The sequence below is a fragment of the Patescibacteria group bacterium genome (assembly GCA_027858235.1).
Taxonomy (GTDB): Bacteria; Patescibacteriota; Patescibacteriia; order Patescibacteriales; family BM507; genus BM507.
In genome coordinates this window covers 12,810-34,909 of record JAQIDC010000027.1, presented here as the reverse complement: position 1 = coordinate 34,909, position 22,100 = coordinate 12,810, and the positions used below count along the sequence as shown (strand labels likewise).

Annotated in this window: 21 protein-coding genes; 14 read left to right on the top strand and 7 right to left on the bottom strand. The window is 33.7% G+C overall.

The window, feature by feature from the left end:
* Positions 1–261 precede the first annotated feature (261 nt).
* The 4 genes from rplA to secE form a co-directional block, all read right to left on the bottom strand.
* Positions 262–912, bottom strand: a complete 651-nt coding sequence (rplA, locus tag PF572_01785; protein ID MDA3839796.1) for a 50S ribosomal protein L1 — start codon at positions 910–912, stop codon at positions 262–264.
* 136 nt (positions 913–1,048) lie between these two features.
* On the bottom strand, positions 1,049–1,471 hold the full coding sequence (gene rplK, locus PF572_01780) for a 50S ribosomal protein L11 (protein ID MDA3839795.1): 423 nt from the start codon (positions 1,469–1,471) through the stop codon (positions 1,049–1,051).
* Between the two features lie 137 nt (positions 1,472–1,608).
* Entirely contained in the window at positions 1,609–2,154 is a 546-nt protein-coding gene (gene nusG, locus PF572_01775) for a transcription termination/antitermination protein NusG (protein MDA3839794.1), read from the bottom strand.
* Between the two features lie 27 nt (positions 2,155–2,181).
* On the bottom strand, positions 2,182–2,367 hold the full coding sequence (gene secE / locus PF572_01770; protein MDA3839793.1) for a preprotein translocase subunit SecE: 186 nt from the start codon (positions 2,365–2,367) through the stop codon (positions 2,182–2,184).
* Between the two features lie 174 nt (positions 2,368–2,541).
* Between secE and PF572_01765 the strand changes: the two genes are divergently transcribed.
* From PF572_01765 to PF572_01735, 7 genes are all read left to right on the top strand, one after another.
* The gene (locus PF572_01765) at positions 2,542–2,943 is read left to right on the top strand and encodes an Rrf2 family transcriptional regulator (protein ID MDA3839792.1); all 402 of its coding nucleotides are present in this window, start codon (positions 2,542–2,544) and stop codon (positions 2,941–2,943) included.
* Position 2,944: 1 nt separating this feature from the next.
* A complete protein-coding gene (locus PF572_01760; protein MDA3839791.1) occupies positions 2,945–3,679 on the top strand; it encodes a L,D-transpeptidase family protein in 735 nt (244 codons plus the stop codon).
* A gap of 122 nt (positions 3,680–3,801) precedes the next feature.
* On the top strand, positions 3,802–4,167 hold the full coding sequence (locus PF572_01755) for an iron-sulfur cluster assembly scaffold protein (protein ID MDA3839790.1): 366 nt from the start codon (positions 3,802–3,804) through the stop codon (positions 4,165–4,167).
* A 106-nt stretch (positions 4,168–4,273) separates the two neighbouring features.
* Positions 4,274–4,504 carry a NifU family protein gene (locus tag PF572_01750; protein ID MDA3839789.1) on the top strand — a complete coding sequence of 77 codons (231 nt, stop codon included), beginning with the start codon at positions 4,274–4,276 and terminating at the stop codon, positions 4,502–4,504.
* A gap of 144 nt (positions 4,505–4,648) precedes the next feature.
* Positions 4,649–5,896: a cysteine desulfurase family protein gene (locus PF572_01745; GenBank protein MDA3839788.1), complete on the top strand. Its 1,248-nt coding sequence runs from the start codon at positions 4,649–4,651 to the stop codon at positions 5,894–5,896.
* 163 nt (positions 5,897–6,059) lie between these two features.
* Positions 6,060–6,494, top strand: coding sequence for a hypothetical protein (locus PF572_01740; protein MDA3839787.1), 435 nt, complete (start codon positions 6,060–6,062; stop codon positions 6,492–6,494).
* 40 nt (positions 6,495–6,534) lie between these two features.
* Positions 6,535–6,870, top strand: a complete 336-nt coding sequence (locus PF572_01735) for a prepilin-type N-terminal cleavage/methylation domain-containing protein (protein MDA3839786.1) — start codon at positions 6,535–6,537, stop codon at positions 6,868–6,870.
* A gap of 734 nt (positions 6,871–7,604) precedes the next feature.
* Here the strand turns inward: PF572_01735 and PF572_01730 are convergent.
* Positions 7,605–9,608 carry a hypothetical protein gene (locus PF572_01730; protein ID MDA3839785.1) on the bottom strand — a complete coding sequence of 668 codons (2,004 nt, stop codon included), beginning with the start codon at positions 9,606–9,608 and terminating at the stop codon, positions 7,605–7,607.
* A gap of 493 nt (positions 9,609–10,101) precedes the next feature.
* Here PF572_01730 and PF572_01725 point away from each other — a divergent pair, with 493 nt between their 5' ends.
* The 3 genes from PF572_01725 to PF572_01715 all read left to right on the top strand — a co-directional run bounded on the left by PF572_01725 (position 10,102) and on the right by PF572_01715 (position 13,927).
* Positions 10,102–10,329: a GIY-YIG nuclease family protein gene (locus PF572_01725; GenBank protein ID MDA3839784.1), complete on the top strand. Its 228-nt coding sequence runs from the start codon at positions 10,102–10,104 to the stop codon at positions 10,327–10,329.
* 387 nt (positions 10,330–10,716) lie between these two features.
* The gene (locus PF572_01720) at positions 10,717–12,702 is read left to right on the top strand and encodes a glycosyltransferase family 39 protein (protein ID MDA3839783.1); all 1,986 of its coding nucleotides are present in this window, start codon (positions 10,717–10,719) and stop codon (positions 12,700–12,702) included.
* A gap of 67 nt (positions 12,703–12,769) precedes the next feature.
* Positions 12,770–13,927 (top strand): glycosyltransferase family 1 protein, encoded by a 1,158-nt coding sequence (locus PF572_01715; GenBank protein ID MDA3839782.1) that lies wholly within the window; start codon positions 12,770–12,772, stop codon positions 13,925–13,927.
* A gap of 70 nt (positions 13,928–13,997) precedes the next feature.
* On the opposite strand, the gene PF572_01710 is transcribed toward PF572_01715, so the two are convergent.
* Complete coding sequence (locus PF572_01710; protein MDA3839781.1) at positions 13,998–14,462, bottom strand: hypothetical protein; 465 nt, start codon at positions 14,460–14,462, stop codon at positions 13,998–14,000.
* Between the two features lie 199 nt (positions 14,463–14,661).
* Here PF572_01710 and PF572_01705 point away from each other — a divergent pair, with 199 nt between their 5' ends.
* Positions 14,662–17,220, top strand: coding sequence for a DUF4012 domain-containing protein (locus PF572_01705; GenBank protein MDA3839780.1), 2,559 nt, complete (start codon positions 14,662–14,664; stop codon positions 17,218–17,220).
* A gap of 44 nt (positions 17,221–17,264) precedes the next feature.
* On the opposite strand, the gene PF572_01700 is transcribed toward PF572_01705, so the two are convergent.
* Positions 17,265–17,594 carry a hypothetical protein gene (locus PF572_01700; GenBank protein MDA3839779.1) on the bottom strand — a complete coding sequence of 110 codons (330 nt, stop codon included), beginning with the start codon at positions 17,592–17,594 and terminating at the stop codon, positions 17,265–17,267.
* Positions 17,595–17,647: 53 nt separating this feature from the next.
* On the opposite strand from PF572_01700, the gene PF572_01695 reads away from it, so the two are divergent.
* The 3 genes from PF572_01695 to PF572_01685 all read left to right on the top strand — a co-directional run bounded on the left by PF572_01695 (position 17,648) and on the right by PF572_01685 (position 22,000).
* Complete coding sequence (locus PF572_01695) at positions 17,648–18,655, top strand: MraY family glycosyltransferase (GenBank protein ID MDA3839778.1); 1,008 nt, start codon at positions 17,648–17,650, stop codon at positions 18,653–18,655.
* On the top strand, positions 18,656–19,573 hold the full coding sequence (locus tag PF572_01690; protein MDA3839777.1) for an epoxyqueuosine reductase QueH: 918 nt from the start codon (positions 18,656–18,658) through the stop codon (positions 19,571–19,573).
* A gap of 519 nt (positions 19,574–20,092) precedes the next feature.
* Positions 20,093–22,000 carry a hypothetical protein gene (locus PF572_01685; protein MDA3839776.1) on the top strand — a complete coding sequence of 636 codons (1,908 nt, stop codon included), beginning with the start codon at positions 20,093–20,095 and terminating at the stop codon, positions 21,998–22,000.
* Positions 22,001–22,100 lie beyond the last annotated feature (100 nt).

Below are 22,100 nucleotides of genomic sequence, written 5' to 3'. Positions count from 1 at the left end.
AACTTGCAGGCAGTCCTTTTTGAGGTAATAATAGCAAGATTCATAAAAGTCTCATCCCAAGTAAGTCTTTTTATTTTATAGCTTTTAATTTCGCTCATATAGTGAATTTAAGTTTTAATACTAGATATATTTTAACAGTAGAGAGGGGATTAGACAACCATTGACAAAAAGTTAAAAATGTGCTATATTAAAATAAGGTGCATAAATATTGTATCAAAAAACCGACTCTGTTGAGCCGGTTTTTTTCTATTTAAAGTAGTATTATCCAATTGAAACTTTGATTCCAGGGCCCATTGTTGAGCTCATTGAAACGTTTTTGATATAGATTCCTTTTGAAGATGATGGTTTTGCTTTTTTGATAGCTTCGAGTAATGTATTGAAGTTCTCAATTAACTTAGCATCGTCAAATGAAATTTTTCCGATTGAAACATGAATGTTTCCAGTGTCATCATTTTTATAAGAAACTTTACCTTTTTTCAGTTCTTCAACAGCTTTTTCAGGAGTTAGAGTTACTGTTTCATTTTTTGGAGAAGGCATAAGTCCTCTAGTTCCAAGAATTTTAGCAATTTTAGCTAGATTTTTCATCATAGCAGGTTCAGCTACGGCAACTTGAAAATCAGTTTTTTCTGTTCTTTTGATTTCGTCGATTAATTCTTCGTTTCCAACTAAGTCAGCACCTGCTTTCCTGCAAGCATCAATTTTTTCAGCTGATACAAAGGCAGCGACTCTAACTGTTTTTCCTGTTCCGTGGGGAAGACTGACTGCTCCTCTGATTTGTTGATCACCCTTACGAGTGTCAATTCCAAGTCTGATGTGCATTTCTACAGATGAATCGAATTTAGTTTTTGATAATTCCTTTGTTAGTTTTACTGCCTCGTCGATAGAGTGCAATTTCATTTTATCTAATTCCATAGTTTTTTTCGTGGTACTACGATATTTTAATATCTCCCACAATTATTTTATAATTATTACTTTGACTCGCGGGTGAGCGAGTCACCCGACTAGCCGCAAAGCGACCTGGTTGGGTATATTACTGATTATTTACTTATTACTTTATTTCTAATCCCATTTGTCTTGCTGAGCCGGCAATAATTTTCATTGCTTGGTCTACATCGTTTGTGTTTAGGTCTGGGAGCTTTGCTTCAGCCACTTCTCTTAATTGAGCTGTAGTTATAGAGCCAACTTTTTCTGTATTTGGTTTACCAGAACCACTCTTTAGACTAGCAATCTTTTTTAGCATAACTGCTGCTGGAGATGTCTTCATTGTGAAGTCAAATGATCTGTCAGCATAAACACTGATTTCTACTGGGACAACGTCTCCCATTCTGTCTCTAGTTGCATCATTAAACTTTGTACAGAATTCTTGGATATTTAGTCCGTGTTGCCCTAGAGCAGGACCGACTGGAGGAGCTGGATTAGCTTGTCCTCCTGTTATTTGTAATTTAATTTTTGTTAATAATTCTTTAGCCATAACTTTAATAAATCCGAAATAAGAAGCTCTAAATTCTAAACAATTTTATAATATTTTAAATTCAAAACTTTTTTATTATTTTGAATTTTTGATTTGTTTAGGATTTAGATATTAGGATTTAGGGTTTTATTTAATTTTTATATTTTCTTTATTTGTAAAAAATCTAGTTCTACTGGTGTTTCACGACCAAACATTGATACCAAAACCTTGACTTTTCCTTTCGCTTCGTCAACGTTAACAACTTTTCCTTCAAGATTTTTGAAAGGTCCGTCAATGATAGTAACAGGAGCATTTACAGTGATATCAATTTTGAATTTAGGTTCTTCAACACCCATTCTCTTTTGCAAATCTTTAACCTCTTTTTCAGATATTGGGGTTGGGACTGTTCCTGTTCCGATAAATCCAGTTACATTTGGAGTGTTTCGAACAACATACCAAGAGTCATCATTCACAACCATTTCTACCATGATATAACCTGGAAATATCTTTTCCTCAGTTACTTTTCTTTTACCATTTTTGATTTTAATTTTTTTCTCAATAGGAATTAAGATGTTAAAAATCTTATCATCCATATCCATTGACTCAATCCTTTGTCTAAGATTCTGAGCAACGTTTTCTTCATATCCAGAGTAAGTATGAATAACATACCATCTTCTTCCCTGGTTTAGTGTTTGTTTTGCCATATTAAAATATTTATTTTCTTTAAGAAATTAGCCTAGAAGAAACGTCTCTAAACCTTTTTGGAATATAAAATCAAGACCACCCAAAAATGCGGCCACTGCAAGACTTACACCAATAACCAGAACGGTATAGTCAACTGTTTCTTTTTTTGTAGGCCAAGTAACTTTTTTCATCTCTAGAATAGAGGCCTTGATGTAGTTTATTAGTTTCATCATATATTTTAAAATTAAGTAAATAAAAACGGCCACTTGGGCACGTTTATTTAACTACTATTATATTACAGGAATAGGGGATTTGTGTCAATAGATTGCGTATTTAAAGTAATTTGACAATATTGTTAAATATGATATCTTGTTAATACCTACTTAGCTAGTAGGAATTAAGAAAGAATGAAATTTTCAACCAAATCTACATACGGAATTAGGGCCATGATAAATTTGGCTAAAAATAGCAAAGAGGGTTCTTTGTCTTTGGCAAAAATAGCTCATGAAGAGAAAATATCACTCAGTTATCTTGAAAGACTATTTTCTAAGCTTAAAAAAGCTGGATTGGTGAAATCAGAAAGGGGAACTAATGGCGGTTATTCTTTAACAAGAAAACCAGAAGAAATTAGCATTCTCGATATTGTGAAAACACTTGAGGGAGATATCTCATATTTCCGCTGTGTTAGTGATACGGGTGTAGTTAATTGTGACGTCAATGGTGCTTGCGGAGCTGTGAAAGTATTATCTCGATTGCAAAAAGCTGTAAACGATACTTTGGTGAATTTTAAATTAAGTGAACTTTTGTAGTATGAGATATTTGCTTGTCGCCTTATTCATGTTCTTTCCTGGTATTGTTTTGGCGAATGGTTTAGTGGATTCAGATTTTGACGGAGTTCCTGATAGAGACGAAATTGAAATTTATAAAACCAATCCAAACTTAAGTGACACCGATGGAGATGGGTATAGTGACTGGATTGAATTGACTACTGGTTATACACCACTTGAGGCAAAACCTCTTAGATTGGAAGATAGTGATTTTGATGGCGATGGTTTATCCGACAAGATGGAATTGAACTTTAAAACAGATATAGGAAATAGTGATACAGATGGTGATGGTTTTTCAGATGGAGGGGAAGTTCATGGAGGCTATGACCCACTACTCAATGGTGGCGCGAAACTAGAAAAAAGAATCGACATAAGTATTTATTCTCAAAAACTTTATTATTTTATGGGAGGAGTATTAATGTTTGAGACGCCAGTCTCTAGTGGAATTTATGACACTACCCCAAAAGGACAATTCCACATAGAAAATAAACATCCGAAAGCTTGGTCGTCTTATGGACTCTGGATGCCGTATTGGATGGCACTTACTCCTGACGGTAAATACGGAATACATGAGTTACCAATTTGGCCGAGTGGTTATAGAGAAGGAGAGGATCACCTTGGAACCCCTGTCTCACATGGATGTGTGAGGGTTGGGATGGAAGCTGCTGAGAGGATTTACAACCTGACGGAAGTTGGGACAGAGGTGAATATATATTAGCCAGAATATGGAATCATGAATCATGAATAATGAATATAGTTAAGAAAAAGTTTTACATAATTTTTTAACAAAAAATTCAAATTCATGCTTCATAATTCTAAATTCATAATTCTAAAAACATGATATACACAGACAAAGTAATCGAACACTTTAAAAATCCACACAACCAAGGTAGAATGACAAATGCTGATGCTGTTGGTGAAAAAGGCAATATGGCCTGTGGTGATGTTATGAAAATTTATCTCAAGGTTAAGGACGATAAAATTGATGACATTAAATTTGAAACATTTGGTTGCGCAGCTGCGATTGCTGTTACCTCCGCTATGACCGATTTAGCTAAAGGAGCTACTCTTGAAAAAGCCAATAGTATTACAAAGGACGAAGTAGTAAAGGCTCTCGGTGATTTACCGCCAGCAAAGATTCACTGTTCCATGCTTGGGATTGATGCTCTTCAGGAGGCTATTGAAAATTATAAAAAAGAAAAATAAAACCTAAGCCCTAAAATATAAACTTTAAACAAATTCAAATTACAAAAACTATTTAGAATTTTGATCTTGTTTAGGATTTGGTGCTTAGAATTTAGAATTTAATATTATGGATATCAAAAAACAAATAAACGACGAACTTGAAAAAATAAGACCTCAACTTCAGATGGATGGAGGAGATGTTGAATTTGTTGATTTTAATGAAAAAACAGGAGTATTGATAGTTAGTCTCGTTGGGATGTGTGCTACTTGCCCAATGTCACAAATTACCTTGAAACAGGGGATAGAAGCAACCATAGTAAAAGCTATTCCTCAGGTTACAGAAGTTATTAATGCGTAATTGTTAAACCCTAAGCCCGAAATTCTAAACTCTAAACAAATTCGAATATTTAAAATAATAAATTCAAAACTGTTTTGAATTTTATGGATTGTAATTTTGTATTTGTTTAGAATTTAGTGCTTAGTATTTAGAATTTAAAAACATATGAAACCAATATATCTAGATCATAGTGCAACCACTCCGGTTGACAAAAAAGTATTAGAAAAAATGATTCCATATTTTTCTGATGTTTATGGAAATTCTTCTTCTCTTCATTCTTTCGGGAGAGAGGCAATTATTGCAGTTGATAAATCACGCAAACAAATTGCCGATTTTCTTAATTGTGATTTTTCTGAAATATTTTTTACATCAGGTGCAACTGAAGCTAATAATTTGGCCATTTTTGGGCTTGTTAATTCATTTCTTGCTAGAGGTTTTAAAAAGCCTCACATTATAACAACAGAAATTGAACATCCAGCTACTTTGGAGCCGATTGAGAGGTTGGTCCGAGATGGCTTGATTGAGGTAAGGTATTTGAAACCAAATAAAAAAGGCATTGTAAATGCTAATGATTTGCTAGATGCAGTCCAAGACAATACTTTGCTAGTTTCTGTAATGCATGTAAATAGTGAGATTGGTTCAATACAGCCTATACGTGCGATAGGAAAAAATATTAAAAAGATAAATGAACGCAAACAAAAAGATTGGCAGAAGAAAAGAATATCTGAACGTGGAGAGCGTCCTCAGCAAATTTATTTTCATACAGATGCAACTCAAGCGATAAATTATCTAAACTCTGATGTCGTTTGGAATTATGTGGATATGCTTTCAATGTCTGGCCATAAAATATACGGACCAAAAGGAATTGGAGCACTTTATGTAAGGACTGGTATTCCTTTGCGAGCGGTTCAACTTGGAGGACATCAAGAAATGGATAAACGAAGCGGAACTCTAAATGTTTCAGGAATAGTTGGAATTGGTGAGGCTGTTGCTCAATTGACTGAAAAAAATATTGAAAATAATAGTAAAAAAATAGCTCGTCTTAGAGACATGTTTGTTGAAGGGGTTTTGAAGTCTATCCCAGGAGCTAGTTTGACAACCGATAGAGAAAAATCTGTGCCGTCACATGCTCATTTTATTTTCCCAGGGATTGAAGGAGAATCGATATTGATTGCGCTTGATTTGGAGGGAGTGGCAGTTGCCACTGGCTCTGCTTGCGCCTCCGCTCGGCTAGAAGCGTCAAGTGTTCTTCTTGCCATGGGGATTAAAAAAGAAATAGCCCATTCGTCTATTCGTTTTACATTTGGAAAATATAATACCGAAGCGGAAGTAAAAAGAGTCTTGAAAGTGTTGCCACCAATTATTAAAAGATTGAAAGACATGGCACCAAATTTGCCAGGGATAACAAAATAGATTAATAATTCTAGAATATTTATTTCAGAAAAATATAAAAAACCAGCAAACTGCTGGTTTTTTTGTCTTGACAGTTATTAATTTTTATGATATATTTTGCAATTGGTGAAACACCACCTAATTTTATAATTAGTTTTTTGACAATATAAAAAGGAGTCTGGCTATGAAAGAGAAAACTGTAGAAGTTCGCTTGGAAGAGGAGATTCAATATTCTCCTGATAAAAAATCATTAATTGGTTCTATCTGTATTGAAAATACTGAAATAAATTTTCATTTGTTGCTTTCTAATAACAAAACAGAATACTCGCTTGTTTTGTTGAATGGTCCAAGAGAGTCAATCAGAATCGAAGTTAAAAATTCTAGAAAAAATTTTAGTTTACAAGAATTTGAGTATAAAATTTTTCATGATTATTTCTTAGGGTTAGCAAACAAGTTTTTCAAAAGCAGAACAGAATTTAGGAAAAATCATAAAGAAACAAAATCTGAAGGACCGATCAGGATAAGGTTCGTAGGAAAGGTGGAATTAAAAATTCAATTTTGCCAAGTGTTAAATAGAAACTTAGGTTTGAATATAAATATTCCAAGAACTAAAATATAGTAAATTGCTATTTAATCTTACCAGAAAGGGAGAGAAAATAATGAAAAATCAAAAAGGATTTTCTTTGATTGAGCTATGTCTTGTTGTGGGTATTTTAGTTATTTTAGCTTCTATTGTTGTTCCTCAATATTCTAGGTATAAGGAAAGAAATGAGCGAGAAAAAGCAATAAACAGCGATAATCTTTATGTAAAAGCAGGAACCGCCGTGGGGGTTGTTAGCTATATCGATAAAGATGGTGAAAAAACTGATTTAGAAATTACTATTGTAATTGATACTGCTAAGCATTTGCCTTCTGGAAAACTCCTTACTCTAAGTGGTGGTAAATTTGAGTTTAATACCACAGCACTTCTATTTATCGAAGTAAGCGCTCAATAATATGGTATTTCAAATGAACAATTATCCCAGCGATTATTAAAATCGCTGGGATATTTTATTTTAAATCAAATTTGTTGTCATTCTGGAGCGTAGCGCGCCCGAGTGGAGCGACAAAGTACTCCTGGGGTGATAGAATCTAATTCAACGAAAGAGATCCTATCGCTCCACTAGCGTTCCGTTCTCCCGCAAATGACGGGACAGGCAGGATGACATAGTGAGACATGAAAAATAAATAAATAAAAAAGTCATTCTGAATGGCTCGCGTGTGAACGATGTCTCCCGTAGCCACAAAGTGGCTTAAACGGGGCAGTTCAGAATCTACTGATTATCAAGAATTAAAATAATATGAAGATTAAGAATCCCCGCAATAAACAAGTTCAGAATGACATTTGTTAAGAGAATAGGGTACTCTATAGAGTACCCTATAGAGTACCCTATTTTTTTCCTGTCATTCTGGAATCCGCCAACTGGCGGAGATAGAATCCAATCCAACGAAAGAGATCCTATCGCTCTATTATCGTTCCGTATCCAAAATTAAAATAATACGAAGATTCCAAATCAAGTTTGGAATGACAGAAAAAAATAAATAGATTTAACAAAGTCATTCTGAAATGGCTCGCGTGTGAGCGATGTCTCCCGTAGTCACAAAGTGGCTTAAACGGCGCAGTTCAGAATCTACTGATTATTTTAAAACTTTTGAATTTGTTTAGAGTTTAGAATTTAGTGTTTAGAAATTATTCTCTCGTATATTTAAAAACATAAACTTCTCCATCTCCAAAACTCTTATAAGAATCAGCTTCTATTTTAGCCTCGTCAAGAATCTTTGGGAAAGCCCACCAGTATTTGTTTAATACAAAATATACTTCATTTATGTTGAGTAGGTTCATCGCCTTAAGAGCATTTTCTTTACTTGGTCTGTCATATACCATATCGAGATAATAATTATAAAGTGGGCTTGATGTAGGAATTGGATAGTAAAATATTCCACCACTAAAGTATTTATTAAATCCGAAGTTTTTGAGAGCAGCCGCGCTTACTTGTTGATTGGCCAAGACTAGATATTGTCTTTTATTATTATCCTCAATCCATTTTGTAGCTTCGATGTCGTAAACGCTAGTTGAAACACCATGCGAATTATGGTTTTTGTCAAAACGAGGATAAGAGAGATAGAGAGAAGTAGAGACAAGAATTAAGAGAAAAATAAAGATAGGTGCTTGAATTGCCTTGCTGGTAGATTTAAGTCTGTAGAAAAAAGTATAAAATGACAAAAGAATATAGGGGAGGAGAAAAAAAGAAGAAATTAATAAGATTCTGTTAGAAAAATTATTTCTTTCATATTCAACCAAGAATGAAAAACTAAGAGAAGAAGTGAAAAGGTAGGCAATAAATATAGAGAGAGAAGCAAAAAAGAAGTGTATAAATATTTTACACTCTTTTTTATATCTCAAAGAAATAAAAAAACCAGATAAAAATAACAAAAATATTATTAGTTTGATATTAAAACCATAAAGATAGATGAAGTTATAAATAAAGTTGTCTTGCTTTGGAATAAAAAATGATGCCGAATTGGTTGAAGTATTTGAAATAGTAGATACTAGACTTGGTAGAAAATTATTTGTTATACCCACTTGAGAGTCTGGGGTTTTTTCAAACAAATAAAAAGAAAGAGGAAGAGCAGTTGCCATCAAGATGAAGATGATACTAAGAAATATTTTCCTAAATTTTATTTCAGAGTGGTAAATATTTAATGAAACTACAAATAAGAAGGCAGGGATGCCAGCGACTGGCTGTGTTACAAGGGCCACTAGAGATAGGAGATATATGAAGGCTAAGTCATGATAATTTTTAATATTTAGTGATTTTATAATAATTATAATCAAAAGAAGATAGGCAAAATTTTGCGGAGTACTCATAATAAAAAATGAAAAAGGAAGTATTAAAAGAGCAATAATAGAAACGAAAGAAATAGTTTTGTTTTCAAAACGACTATTTAGATATTCAAAAATAACTTTTGGAAGAAAAATTGAAGCGAGGATGGGAATTAAAAATTTATTTAAAAAAGCAATTGGAATAAAAAGTGTTTTGTTTAAAATGATAATTAAACTATATTGCCCTAAATAATAGAGAGGTTTAGGATCGACAAATCCTTTTTCTTTGATTATATCCATTGTGGCCTCATGAATGAATGGGTCAAAGCCATAGCCAATTTTGTAAATAATCATGGCAATAGAAAATGATAAAAAGAAGTGAGCGGAAATAAAAAACAAGGATACTCTTTGACTGCTTTTTTTTGTGATGAGGATGAGAGTGAGGAGAGAAAGTATATAGAATATAAAAAAATAAGGAGGAATAACTTGCCAAGGACTGATTATTGATTTGTCGGTTGCATTGCTAAATAAGATGTAGAGAGAGTTAGCAAAAAGGAATGTATATAAAAATGTTATTAAAAAAACTATTCTAGATTTTTTTTGAAGAGAAAAGAGAATAGAAAAAAGTTTTTTAATATTCCCCTCTCTGAGAGGGGTGCCCGTAGGGTGGGGTGTGTTTTTATTGTCGCTGATTTCTTTCACTTGTAATTTTTGGAATAATAAAAATCCTCCAGTCGCTAAAAAAATAGTGATGAGTATTCCAAGATTATTTAGTTTATATAGTCTGTAAACTACTGCCCCAAAAAAGGAGATTAAGTTCAGAATGATAAAAACATCCCAAAGCGTTATTTTTTGTATATTTATTTTCATGTCTAAATTGTAGCATATTTATAATATGCAAGGTATAGAGTTTGTCTTATGCGTGTAGACCTCCGAAGTCCTTAAAGACATCGCATGTCTTTTGGCTATATTTAGTAATATAAAAATCTCAAATATTTCTTTGCCCCCATGCAAAACCCTTTAAAAAAACTATATTCTCATATAATAGAAGCTAAGCTTTTTCCTTTTTCATCCCCGCGAAGGCGGGAGTCCAGAAAGGAAATAATTAAAAGTTTAGCTTCTTGTTTTGTTAAAAAATTATCATTTTTCTTGTCATTCTGGAGAGGATCCGCCAGCTGGCGGAGACAGATAGAATCTAATTCCACGAACGAGACCCTATCGCTGGCGCTCCAGGGTGACAAAGTGACGAGAAATCCTATCACTTCACTAGCGTTCCGTTCCAGGATGACAACGAAATTATTAAGGATCAAAAATATTATATCTATATAGCAACAAATAAAACAATACCGTTTTATATACTGGAGTGACAAGAAGTTTAATAAAACGTGAATGGGAACATAAAAACAAGTTAAATAAAGACAGTTTTACGGCTAAATATAATATTAATAAAATAGTATATTATGAAGTTTTTGACTACATTCAGAATGCCATCGCGAGGGAGAAGCAGATAAAAAATTTACTTAGAAGAAAAAAGATTGAATTAATTGAAGGAGAAAATAAAAATTGGGATGATATAATGGTAAATATATAACCTTGTCATTCTGGAGCGCTAGCGATAGAATCTAACTCCACGAGCGAGATCCTATCACTCCACTAGTATTCCGTTCCAGGATGACAAGGGGATGAGGGATCCTATCTACTTCTCCGCCAGCTGGCGGATCCGTTTCAGAATGAAAAGAGAGAGAGCTTGAGCGACCGATAGAATCTAATTTTTATGAACGAGATCCTATCACTTCGCTAGCGCTTCGTTCCAGGATGACAGAGAGGAGAGGGGAGGTAATTATAAATAAAACAAAGAATATCGATAAAATCTTGCTTTTATCGTTTTTTTTTGCTAGGATAACGGGAATTAAGTGGCGAAACACACCCCACCTTCACTAACGCTTCGGCACCCCTCTCGAGAGGGGAATTAAAAGGTATGAAAAACATTTTTAAAAATAAATCTTTTATCTATGGCGCAATAGTTGTCCTGTTTTCGTTTGTTTTCTTTTTTGCTGTAAGTAGTTTTAATTTTACCACTCAAGATAGTAATTTTGTTAAATGGCTATCACCAGATGAGACTGCTAATTATATTTTGACGAAACTTTATGGTCAGGAGGGGACTTTGACTATTTATGAAAAGTTTAATCTTTATGTTGATGATGTGATGCGACCGAGGAGTTTTCGAAGCGATCATGGGGAAATAAAGCCAGTCTCTTTTTTGGGTATTATTTTAATTTTTGGGACAATAGTGAAGTTTACAACTTTTAAAATAATTCCTTATCTTACTCCACTTTTTGCCTCTATCGGAATTATTTATTATTATCTCCTGATTAAGAAACTTTTTAACAAAAATATTGCCCTAGTTTCTAGTATTCTTTTGGTATTTTTCCCAGTCTATACTTACTATAGCGCTAGAAGTATGTTTCATAATGTTTTGTTTACGGTTTTTCTTGTGATTGGATTTTATTATTCTTTGATGATGGTGGACGGCCATTCTAAGAAGAAAAATAATGCAAAATGGTGGCAAGTTGTTTCTAAATTAAATAATTTCTGGATCCCCGCATTCGCGAGGATGACAAAAGCAAAAGTAGAAACACACCCCGCCCATACGGGCACCCCTCTCGAGAGGGGAATATTTAAAAGATTTAAAAAATGGACAGTAAGTTGGTTTAAAGAATTTGTTTCCTTCCCAAAATATAAAAACTTTTTATATCTTTTCTATTCAGCACTCACCGGCTTCTTTGTTGGTTTGGCTGTGATTGTTCGGACGTCTGAATTGATGTGGATTGCTCCTATTTTTATTATTTTATGGATTTTTAATTTTAGGAAAGTGGGATTATTAAAATTATTAATTTTTGTTGGTTTTCTTCTTTTGGCCATGCTCCCGATGTTTTATTATAATACGATATTATATTCCAATCCATTGCTTGGTGGATATTCGGAAATGAATCAGTCTATTATAAATATCAAAGAAGCTAGTTCTGATATAGTTAAATCAACATTGAGTGGAGAAGTTTCGAAAGCCAGAGGACCTCTTGAAACACTTAAAGATAGCTTTTTCTATTTTGGTTTGCAACCAAGACAAAGTTTCCATCGTTTCCAACATTATTTTGTATATATGTTTCCCCTAATTTTTTGGCCAGCACTGCTTGGTGGTTTTATTTTCCTCTACAGAGCAATTGAAAATTGGCGCAAAAAATATTTCCTATATATTTTGTCTTATTTTACTATTTCTTTTATCTTAATTATTTACTATGGGTCTTGGGGCTTCACTGATAACCCAGACCCAAATAGTTTTACAATTGGTAACTCCTACACTCGTTATTGGCTCCCAGTTTATCTAGGTGCTTTTCCAATGGTTTCAATATTGGTGTTATCAGTCGGACAATTTATTGCTTGGCCATTTTCACAAAAACTTAAGGTTACTAAATTTTTAAATTATCGAATTAGAAAAGACTATATAAAATGGGGGATTGTGGCTATTTTCCTTGCAGTTGTTTCATTTACTTCAATCCAGTTTGTTTTGTATGGCTCTGAAGAAGGGTTGATTTATGTTGCTCAAAAGCAGGTGAAGGCAAGCGCTGAGGCGAGAAAAGTTCTAGACCTAACTGAAGGTAATTCTGTGATAATTACTCTCTATCATGACAAGCTTTTATTTCCTGAAAGAAAAGTTGTTGTTGGGCTTTTTGATGACAAGGCAATGGTTGAAAGGTATTCTAGGATGGTTAAACATTTGCCTGTTTATTATTATAATTTTACTTTGCCAGAGAAGGATGTTGAATATTTAAATTCAAGGAGGTTGGCTGAGTTTGATTTGAGGATTGAAGAGGTCCAGAGAGTTACTGGTGATTTTACGCTGTATAGAATAGTTAAAAGTGAAAAGGTGAAAGATGAAAGGATAGAAAACATCCAAACTAAATAATGTGCGTAGACCTTCGATGTCTTCGAGGACATCGGAGGTCTCTCTTAGCATGTGCTATAATTGAATTATGGATAATAAAAAACATAAAAGAATAGGCATTGATGCTCGTTTCTATGGACCAGTTGGAAAGGGACTTGGTCGTTACACTCAAGAGGTTGTTGATAATCTTTTGAATATTGACGGGTACAATGAATATGTTATTTTTTTGTGCAAAGAAAATTTTGATTCTTTCAAGACTAATAATCCTCGCGCAAGGAAAGTGTTAGCTGACGTTCGATGGTATACTATGTTAGAGCAAATTTTGATGCCTTATTATATCTGGCGTGAAAAAATTGATTTAATGCATTTTCATCATTTTAATGTTCCCTTATTTTGTCCTACAAAATTCGTGGTGACAATTCATGATCTTATTTTAATAAAATTTCCAAGTCTGCGAGCCACCAAACTTTCTCCACTTTTGTATAAAATAAAAAATAAAGCATACAGGCTTTCTCTGGATTTGGCTATAAAAAAATCAAAAAAAATTATTGCCGTTTCAGAATTTACAAAAAAGGATATTCTGGAAAACTTTTCCATTGATTCTGATAAGGTAATTGTCACCCTTGAAGGAGTTTCACAAAGATTGATTGAAGGGGAGTCAGCTCCAGAAAACATTATAAAAACACTAGATAAATACAAGATAGAAAAGCCTTATCTTTTGTATGTTGGGAATGCCTATCCCCACAAAAATCTTGAATGGTTAATGGATGTTTACTACAGAGAATTGGGCGACCTAAAAATTGACTTAGTTCTTGTCGGTAAAGAAGATTATTTTTTCAAGAGGTTAAAAGAGATTAAGTTGAAAAACGAGCCGAATGGATCTGATGGTAAAAAAACAATTTTTCCTGGTTATGTTCCAGATGATGAGCTTCAATATTTATTTCAAGGGGCGATGGCTTATGTGTTCCCGTCAAAGTATGAAGGGTTTGGAATACCACCGTTAGAGGCCATGGCTAATGACTGTCCAGTTATAAGCTCGAACGCAGCAAGCATGCCAGAAGTCCTGGGTGATGCAGTTAAATATTTTAATCCAGAAAATAGAGAAGAGTTAGTGGAATTGATTAAAATAATATTCAATAATCCAGCGATAAGAGAAGGTTTGGTAGAAAAAGGAAGGGAGCAGATAAAAAAATATTCTTGGGTATCTTGTGCTGAAGAGACGAAGGAAGTTTTAGATATGTTGTAGTTCTGGCAATTAAATATTTCCATAGAAAAAAGCCCGATGTTTTTGCTATCGGGCTTTATTTTTTTCTTGTTTAATTTTTTTGTATGTCCTGGAAACAGATCTTCGTATCAGTGCCGATTATTTCGACTCCAAATTCGACGTTGCCTCGGACAAACTTCATGGTCTTTGTGCCAATGACACCCGGGGTGTGAATGACATTAACTAGGGTGAAGAGCTGTCCGTCAAGCATTTCTTTTTTAATGACTTTTACGGTCGCCGTAATATTTTTCCCAATATTAGACTTGCTAATGTTGTAGTAGTGGCGATACAGAATTACTTTTGAGCCTTGGATAACAAAGCCATTCATCCAGTTCTCTTGAACTTCCCCGACTTTTCCGTCGACGAGAATGGGGTGAGCCGGGATTTTATTCATGTGCTGTGATATTTTCGGTACTTTTACTGAAACCTCTTCTACGTAGAGAATATCTTTGAAGTTCTTGATAGTGTTTTCTGGGGCGATAGCTTCATTATTGATAGTAATTTGTGTTACTGACATGGTTTCCTCCCTGGAATGTGGTTAGTTTTTCTTATCTTATCAATAGGTAGCATACAAAAATTGTTTAACGATCATTATAAAAGAATAGCATATTTTATAATTTTTGTCAAGTGGTGGGTAATTTTGAATTATTGTTGAAAAATTTGCTTGTTTTTTGGTTGGTAAAAGGGTAAAATACTAATATTAGAAATTATTCCTCATGCGAATAAAAATAAATAAAAATAATAATAGTTTTTCCAATAGCGATAAACCATCGCGTTTTTTGGTTGAATTAAAAAGTGAAATTGAAGAATTAGAGGAAAAAGAAGAGCAAGAGAACAAAAAGAAAGACAGAAAAGGATATTTGAGTTTTTTTTCAAAAATATTACCAATTTTGAACAAGCTTTTTAAACCAAAAACAAGAGTTTTCGCAATTAGCGAAAATCAAAAGAAAAGCTTAAAAAGTGTTGCCTTTTATCCAATTTTAAAAATAGTATTTAAGTTCTCAAAAATATTTACATGGGCAGTTCATTTTGTTTTGCGTTTTTTCTATTTTTCAACTAAAGCAATACTTAGCAAGCTAAAAGGCAATTTATTCTCTGGCAATAAAAAGACAGAAAAGAAAGAAAAGAGAGTTATAAGCTGGGGAGAGTCAGCGCATATTCCGGGAGACAAGATTTTGGGAAATGTTGTAAAAAAAGGGCCAGAAAGGAAAAGATTTAGTTTTAAAAATATCTTATCAAGTTTATTTAGAAAAACTCCAAAACCTGTATTCTCCGCTAATTATTTTAAAAAAGTTTTTTATTTTTCATTAGTGCTTCTTATTTTCTCTCTTCCTCTTAAATTTTTTGATTCTTATAAAGATTTGGATATATTGAGTGTGAAAGGAATGGTTTTGGGAGCATCCGAGGACGCTGTATCAAATCTAAAGTCTGCTTCACAATCTGCCTCAGAGCTCGATTTTACTGGTGCTCAGAATGGGTTTGTCCGTGCTAGTGACGATTTGTTGGCCATTAAGATTGAACTCGAAAAAATAAATAATGGCCTTTTTTTCTTAGCGTCCCTAGTCCCAAATCAAAAAATAAAACTGGCCTCAGAAGGAAAAAATATAATTGAAGCAGGTATTTTGGGAACAGAAATTGGTGATAATTTTTCTATGGCGATTGGTGCTTTTTCTGAAGAACAGTCTTTAATGGATTCTATAAGACAGTTTAATCTAAATATTGGCCTAGCTCGAGAAAATGTTTTGCAATTAAACGGCATATTAGAAAAGATAGATATTGATCTTTTGCCCGATGAGCATAAAGATAAAATAATTTTAGTCCGAGAGTCCCTTGTCAAAGCCGAACCGGCTTTACTGGAGATTTATGATCTATCTGAAAAATTGATCACTTTTCTTGGTGGAGATTTAGATAAACGATATCTTTTTGTTTTTCAAAACAACTCAGAACTAAGAGCTAGTGGTGGTTTCATCGGTAGTTATGCTTTGGTTGATTTTTCAAATGGAGAAATAAAAAATATGGAAGTTCCAGGTGGTGGGAGCTATGATACGGAAGCTGGCTTGAAAGAATTTATTATTGCCCCTGAGCCCTTGCATCTCGTTAATCCCTTGTGGCATTTTTGGGATGCTAATTGGTGGCCTGATTTCAAAAAAACTGCTCAAAAGTTGATGTGGTTTTACGAGCGTAGTGGGGGTCCTTCTGTCGATGGAGTAATTAGTTTGACCCCTACTGTTGTTGAAGATATTTTGGGTGTGATTGGTCCGATTGATATGAGTAGTGATTACGGGATCATAATTGATGGTGAAAATTTTTGGATTGAAACTCAGAGTCTAGCTGAACAAAAACCAGATTTAACAAAAAAACCAAAAAAAATAATTGGTGATTTAATGAATAAAATATTTGAAGAACTACCCGAAAGACTGAATAAAGATAATCTTTTTGATTTTTCAAAAGCTTTACTTAAGACTCTAAATGAAAAACAGATATTATTCTATTTTGAAGATGAGGAGTTGCAAAACAAAGCAAGAGAATATTCGTGGAGCGGAGAAGTCGAAGATGCGGTGTCTGATTATTTAATGGTTGTGAATACTAATATTGCAGGAGGGAAAAGTGATAGAGTGATAGAGCAGAAAATAATGCACAATGTTGAAATATCTGATGATGGAGAGATATATGATACCGTTACAGTTGAGAGAAGACATGCTGGGGTAAAAGGCGACCTATTTACAGGGGTGAGGAACAATTCATGGATGCGATTTTATGTTCCCCTTGGTAGCGAATTGATTAAAGCTCGCGGGTTCTGGCCAATTGATGAAGAACTTTTTGGAGAACCTGAGGATACTTGGAAGATTGATGAAGATTTGATTGCTGAGAGAGAGGCATATGTAGACACAGATTCTTGGACTAAAGTATATGTAGATTCTGGTAAAACAGTATTCGCTAATTGGGCATGGGTTAATCCAGGAGAAACTGTTATCGTTTCTATAAAATACAAGTTACCTTTTAAAATTAATTTTGAAGAAGAAATAGAAAAAGGTTTTTTTGAAAAATTAGTGGAATCATTTAATGGAAGTAAAAACAAACTCGCCCCGTACTCCTTAATGGTTCAAAAACAATCAGGAACAAATAATGATATTATTTCATCATCACTAAATATTGAAGGTAAACAAAAAATTGTTTGGTCATACGGAGTTGATGATAATTTAGTTGATAGGGGATGGAATATGCGAGGTGTGCTAAATAGAGATAAATACTGGGCGGTTCTTTTGGAGGAATAGAAAAGGCGTATTTTTCAATACGCCCTTGATTTTTATTTTGAAAACTAGACGGTGCTATGATTGGGGTGAGGGATGAAATATCCTCCTCGATGACCGAGAATCAAATCGAATGAATTTTTAGTCATTTTAGTCTTTGTTGACCTATTGGTAGAACTAACTGTAGTTAAGAAAGAGACCTCTTTCCTTAAGAGATTGATAGCCTTCTTTTGGGGTTTTTCTTTACCGTCGGTAATTAAAAGAACAGTTTTTGCATGGTGCAATTTTTCTTCAATCTTTTCTAGCGGATTTTTTTCCATTTTACCTCCTAAAGATGATGGGTTGGGATCCTTGCAAATTATTATAAATAAAGTTAATCTTTTAGTCAATGATTTCATATTTTTTCATATTTTTAATAACATTTTTTCTTTCAATATTTTTTACAATTTTAGTGAAAAATATAGCTATAAAGCTAAATATTGTTGATATAGCAAATAGCGAGAGAAAAATTCATAAAGGTAGTGTTCCTCTTCTGGGAGGGGTGGCTATATTTTTGTCATTTTTTGTAGTGGCTTTTATTTTTAGAGATAAACTACTGTCTGGTGATTTAGAATTTAGTCATTGGTTGGGGGTATTTTTAGGGGGTGTGGTGTTGATGATAGGAGGCTTCCTAGATGATAAGTATAGTCTAAGTCCAAAAAAACAATTTATTTTCCCAGCAATTGCAATTTTATTGGTTATTTTTGGAGGTGTTGGTATAGAGAAGATAACCAATCCTTTCGGGGGGTATCTTTATTTTGATAGTTTGAAAATATTTTTGTTTAACCTTTGGGGACAAAATTTGTATTTTACAGTCCTTTCTGATGTGTTTATCTTTCTTTGGTTGCTTGGAATGATGTATACCACCAAACTTCTTGATGGAATGGACGGGCTTGTAACTGGGATTACGGCAATTGGTGCTTTTATAATATTTATTTTTACCTTGACTTCTAAATATTATCAGCCAGATATTGCTGTTGCATCATTAACATTGTTTGCCGCATGTCTTGGATTTTTGATATTCAATTGGCATCCCGCTAAAATATTTTTGGGTGAGGGAGGCTCACTTTTGCTCGGCTTTCTTTTGGGGATACTGGCTATAATTTCTGGTGGGAAGATAGCCATAGCTCTATTAGTTATGGGCGTTCCGATACTAGATGTTGTTTGGACCATTATAAGAAGAATAGCTTCTGGGAAAAATCCATTTCGTTTTGCCGACAGAAAACACCTGCATTTTAGATTGTATGACCTAGGAATAGGACAGAGAAAAACTGTTTTAATATTCTATTCTTTGTCACTTCTTTTCGGGATGAGCGCTGTTTTTTTGCAAAGTGTTGGAAAAATTTATGCTCTTGGCTTATTAATACTTTTAATGCTAAGTCTAGTTTTTACTTTTAGAATAATTGAAAATAAAAAATAAATGAAAAAAAAGAGTTCTAAATTGTTGTACACCTTTCTTTGGGGATTATTGATCCTTATTCTTTTAACTTTTCCCATGAAAGAGTTTGAAACGCACGAAATAACTTATTATGATAAAGGAGTTCATTTTATTCTTTTTGGAATTTTTGCATATTTAATTTTTCAATATTTACTAATTGACAAGAATAAGGAGTTTTTGAGTGCCTTAAAGTATGCTTTTCTATTTTCTTCTCTCTACTCTTTCTCTCTCGAAATAGTTCAGGCCTATGTTCCGGGAAGGACAGTTGATGAGTATGATTTATTATTTGGAATTGCTGGAGCAGCACTAGCTATGCTTTATGCCTATTTTATAAATAATTCTCCTAAACCAAGCTTGCTCCTACATATTTGTTGTATTGGTTGTGGGGTTTATGTGAGTGAGGTTTTAAGGAAAGAGTTTAGGGTGTCTCTATATTTTTATAATCCAAATATTTTTCCTTTACGTGAATATGAAAAGAGACTCGAAGAAATAAAAAAAGTGGCAAAGATGTATAAAATAAAAGTTATCATCGGTGGCTATGATCATAAAAAATGGAGAGAAATGGTTAGTGGTCATGAGACTGACCCGGAAAAGGGAGAGAGGTGTATGATGTGTTATCGAGAAAGATTGGAGGAAACTGCTCGTTATGCTTCTGAAAATGGTTTTCATTATTTTGCTACAACCTTAACAACAAGCCCTCATAAAAATGCTCAAGCAATTATGAAATTTGGTCAAGACTTGGGACGTAAGTACGAGCTTGGTTTTTTGGAAAGAGACTTTAAAAAGCAAGACGGATTTAAAAAAGCAGCCGAAATGTCCAGAAAACTAGACTTATATAGACAGGATTATTGTGGTTGCGAGTTTTCTTTGGCTGATGCGGAGAAGAGGAGGGGCATGTAACCCAAAACACAAAGCATGTAACACATAGCACAGAACATGTAACACAAAGCATGTAGCATGTAACACAAAACATGTAACACAAAACATGTAACACAAAACATGTAACACATAGCACAAAGCATGTAACACAAAGCATGTAGCATGTAACACAAAACATGTAGCATGTAACACAAAACATGTAACATACCTGTCATTTCGCCTGCCCCGTCAGCATGCGGGGAATGTAGCGGAGCGAAATTGAGAAATCCCTTTGGGAATATGATTAATATTTTAGTCAAAACAAAAAGGGATTTTTCGGCCACGTTAGCACTTCGCTCAAGATGACATAGATGAAAAAAACTATTAATTAGATAAGCTCGAGATGATAAAGTGAGAGAGGCCGACCTGGGTCGTTACGAAGTAAGAGAGGGTGCTCTGGGGTGCAAATTACAATATTCACTATATTCGATGCTACATGTTTTGTGCTACATGATATATAATGTTATAATAAAAGTACATTTAATATTTTTTTAAAATAATATGTTAAAATCTCAACTTAGATTTATTATCACTATAGTATTGGTTCTTGGGCTTTCTATCTCCCTACAATCTCTTTTTGCTTCTTGGTCGGCACCGAGTGTTGGACCTCCTGGAGGGAATATAGATCCACCAATTAATACTGGGCTTGCAGGCCAAACAAAGAACGGTCCCTTAACTGTTAATAATGATTTAGACGTATCTCTAGATTTAACTATTGATGGTGAAATTTATTCTAATGTTTTGAATGCTGCTGATGGTTCTATTAATATAGATGCTAAAGGTTGGGGGATGAATTTTACTATTGATGATGATAGCGATTCAGATGATTATTATCGATTTTATAGTGATGGAAGTGAAATCATGAATATAGATGATACTGGGAATTTAACAATCCCTGGTTGGTTAAATGGGATGTTGAATGGAGATCGTATTGAGGATGGATCAATAGATAGCTCTGAGCTTGCGGCTGATTCTGTTGGTTCTTCTGAGATTGTAGAAGGGGCAGTGGGAACTAGTGAGATTGAAGATGGAAGTTTGTTGTATACTGATACTGATGTAGATTCTGTTCAGAGAAGGGTTGTTGATTCTTGTACAGCTGGGAAATTCATTAGTGCTATAAATTCAGATGGCTCGGTTGGCTGTGAAACACCATCAGTAGTATCATCGCCGGGTGTGTGTACTTTGGATTCTGAGTGTAATACAAATAATTATATCGCATCTGTTAATATAATTACTTGTCCTGTCCCCCTTGAACGCGTTACTTATGACTGTTTTAATAATTATTGTAGAAGTATAAACTGGATTGAGGATTGTGGTTCTACTCCATATCTTTTTGCTAATATATCTGGTAATTACTTTATCGAAAATGATGTCTTGGCAACATTCTGGGGGAATACTTATGACGAAGCAGTTGATTATTATGAAAATTCACTTTTAGAATTAAACGATTTTAGTAGTATTGATAGTCAAAGAAGGAATAGACCAGTTGATAATTATATTTTGTCAAATAATCCAAGTATTGAGGACGGTAAATTAAAGCTAAGGATAAAAGAAATGGAGCCAGAAGAATCTCATTTTGATGAAATAAAACTGATAAGGGTTCTACATAATAAAGATTCTGAATTAATAGTAGAAAATCGAAGTAATAACATCAAGACAATAAAAAAGATGGAAGAAAAAGGCCTTGTTAATTCTTGCTATTTTTTTAAAGAAACTTCAGAAAGGATTGAGTGTCTATCTCAAATAAGCTCAAAAGACAATGAAAATTTATATGCAAATTTGGATGATTATATTGAGCTTAATATTGATATCAGAGATTTAAAAGATAAAGAAACTTATCTTTCATTGAGCTCATGGGGATCAACCCCGTTGCCGATAATTCCAGATCCAAATAAGGCAAGCGCTAGAGCTTCTTTCATTATTTTCTTTGAAGAAAACGGTGAATATAAAGAGTATAGTATGGTTCACCCTCGTGAATTACAAACTGATTCCTACATAAGTTTAAAAGAGGCAATAGATAATACGAATAGTGGTACCTTGAGAATAAAAATAATCTGGACAGAGAAACATTGGTTGGATCAAATTTCCATAATTACCTCCGAAGAAAGAGAATTTAGAATGGAGGAGCTATCTATATCATATGCAAGTAGCTCGATAGAGGGGGATGTTCTCAGTAAAGTAGAGAAGAGAGATAATGTATACTCGCATATAAAGCATAAAGATAGCATTGATCTAGAGTTTGATGAGGGTAATTTGCATGTCTCAAGTGATGAGAAAGAAAGCTATATATTTGTTACATATGGATTCTATCACGGTCTTAGATCATATCTTTACCCAGAGTTAGAAATAGATGATGAATGGCAAGAAAAAATAGATGTTTACGTTGAAGAATTGAATAACTTGAAATAGTAAAATATAAATTTTTTAGAAGCTAAGTTTCCAATTGGAAACTTAGCTTCTTTTTTAATACCCAGGAAACCCCGGACAAGAGGCCGTCTAGAAAGCAACT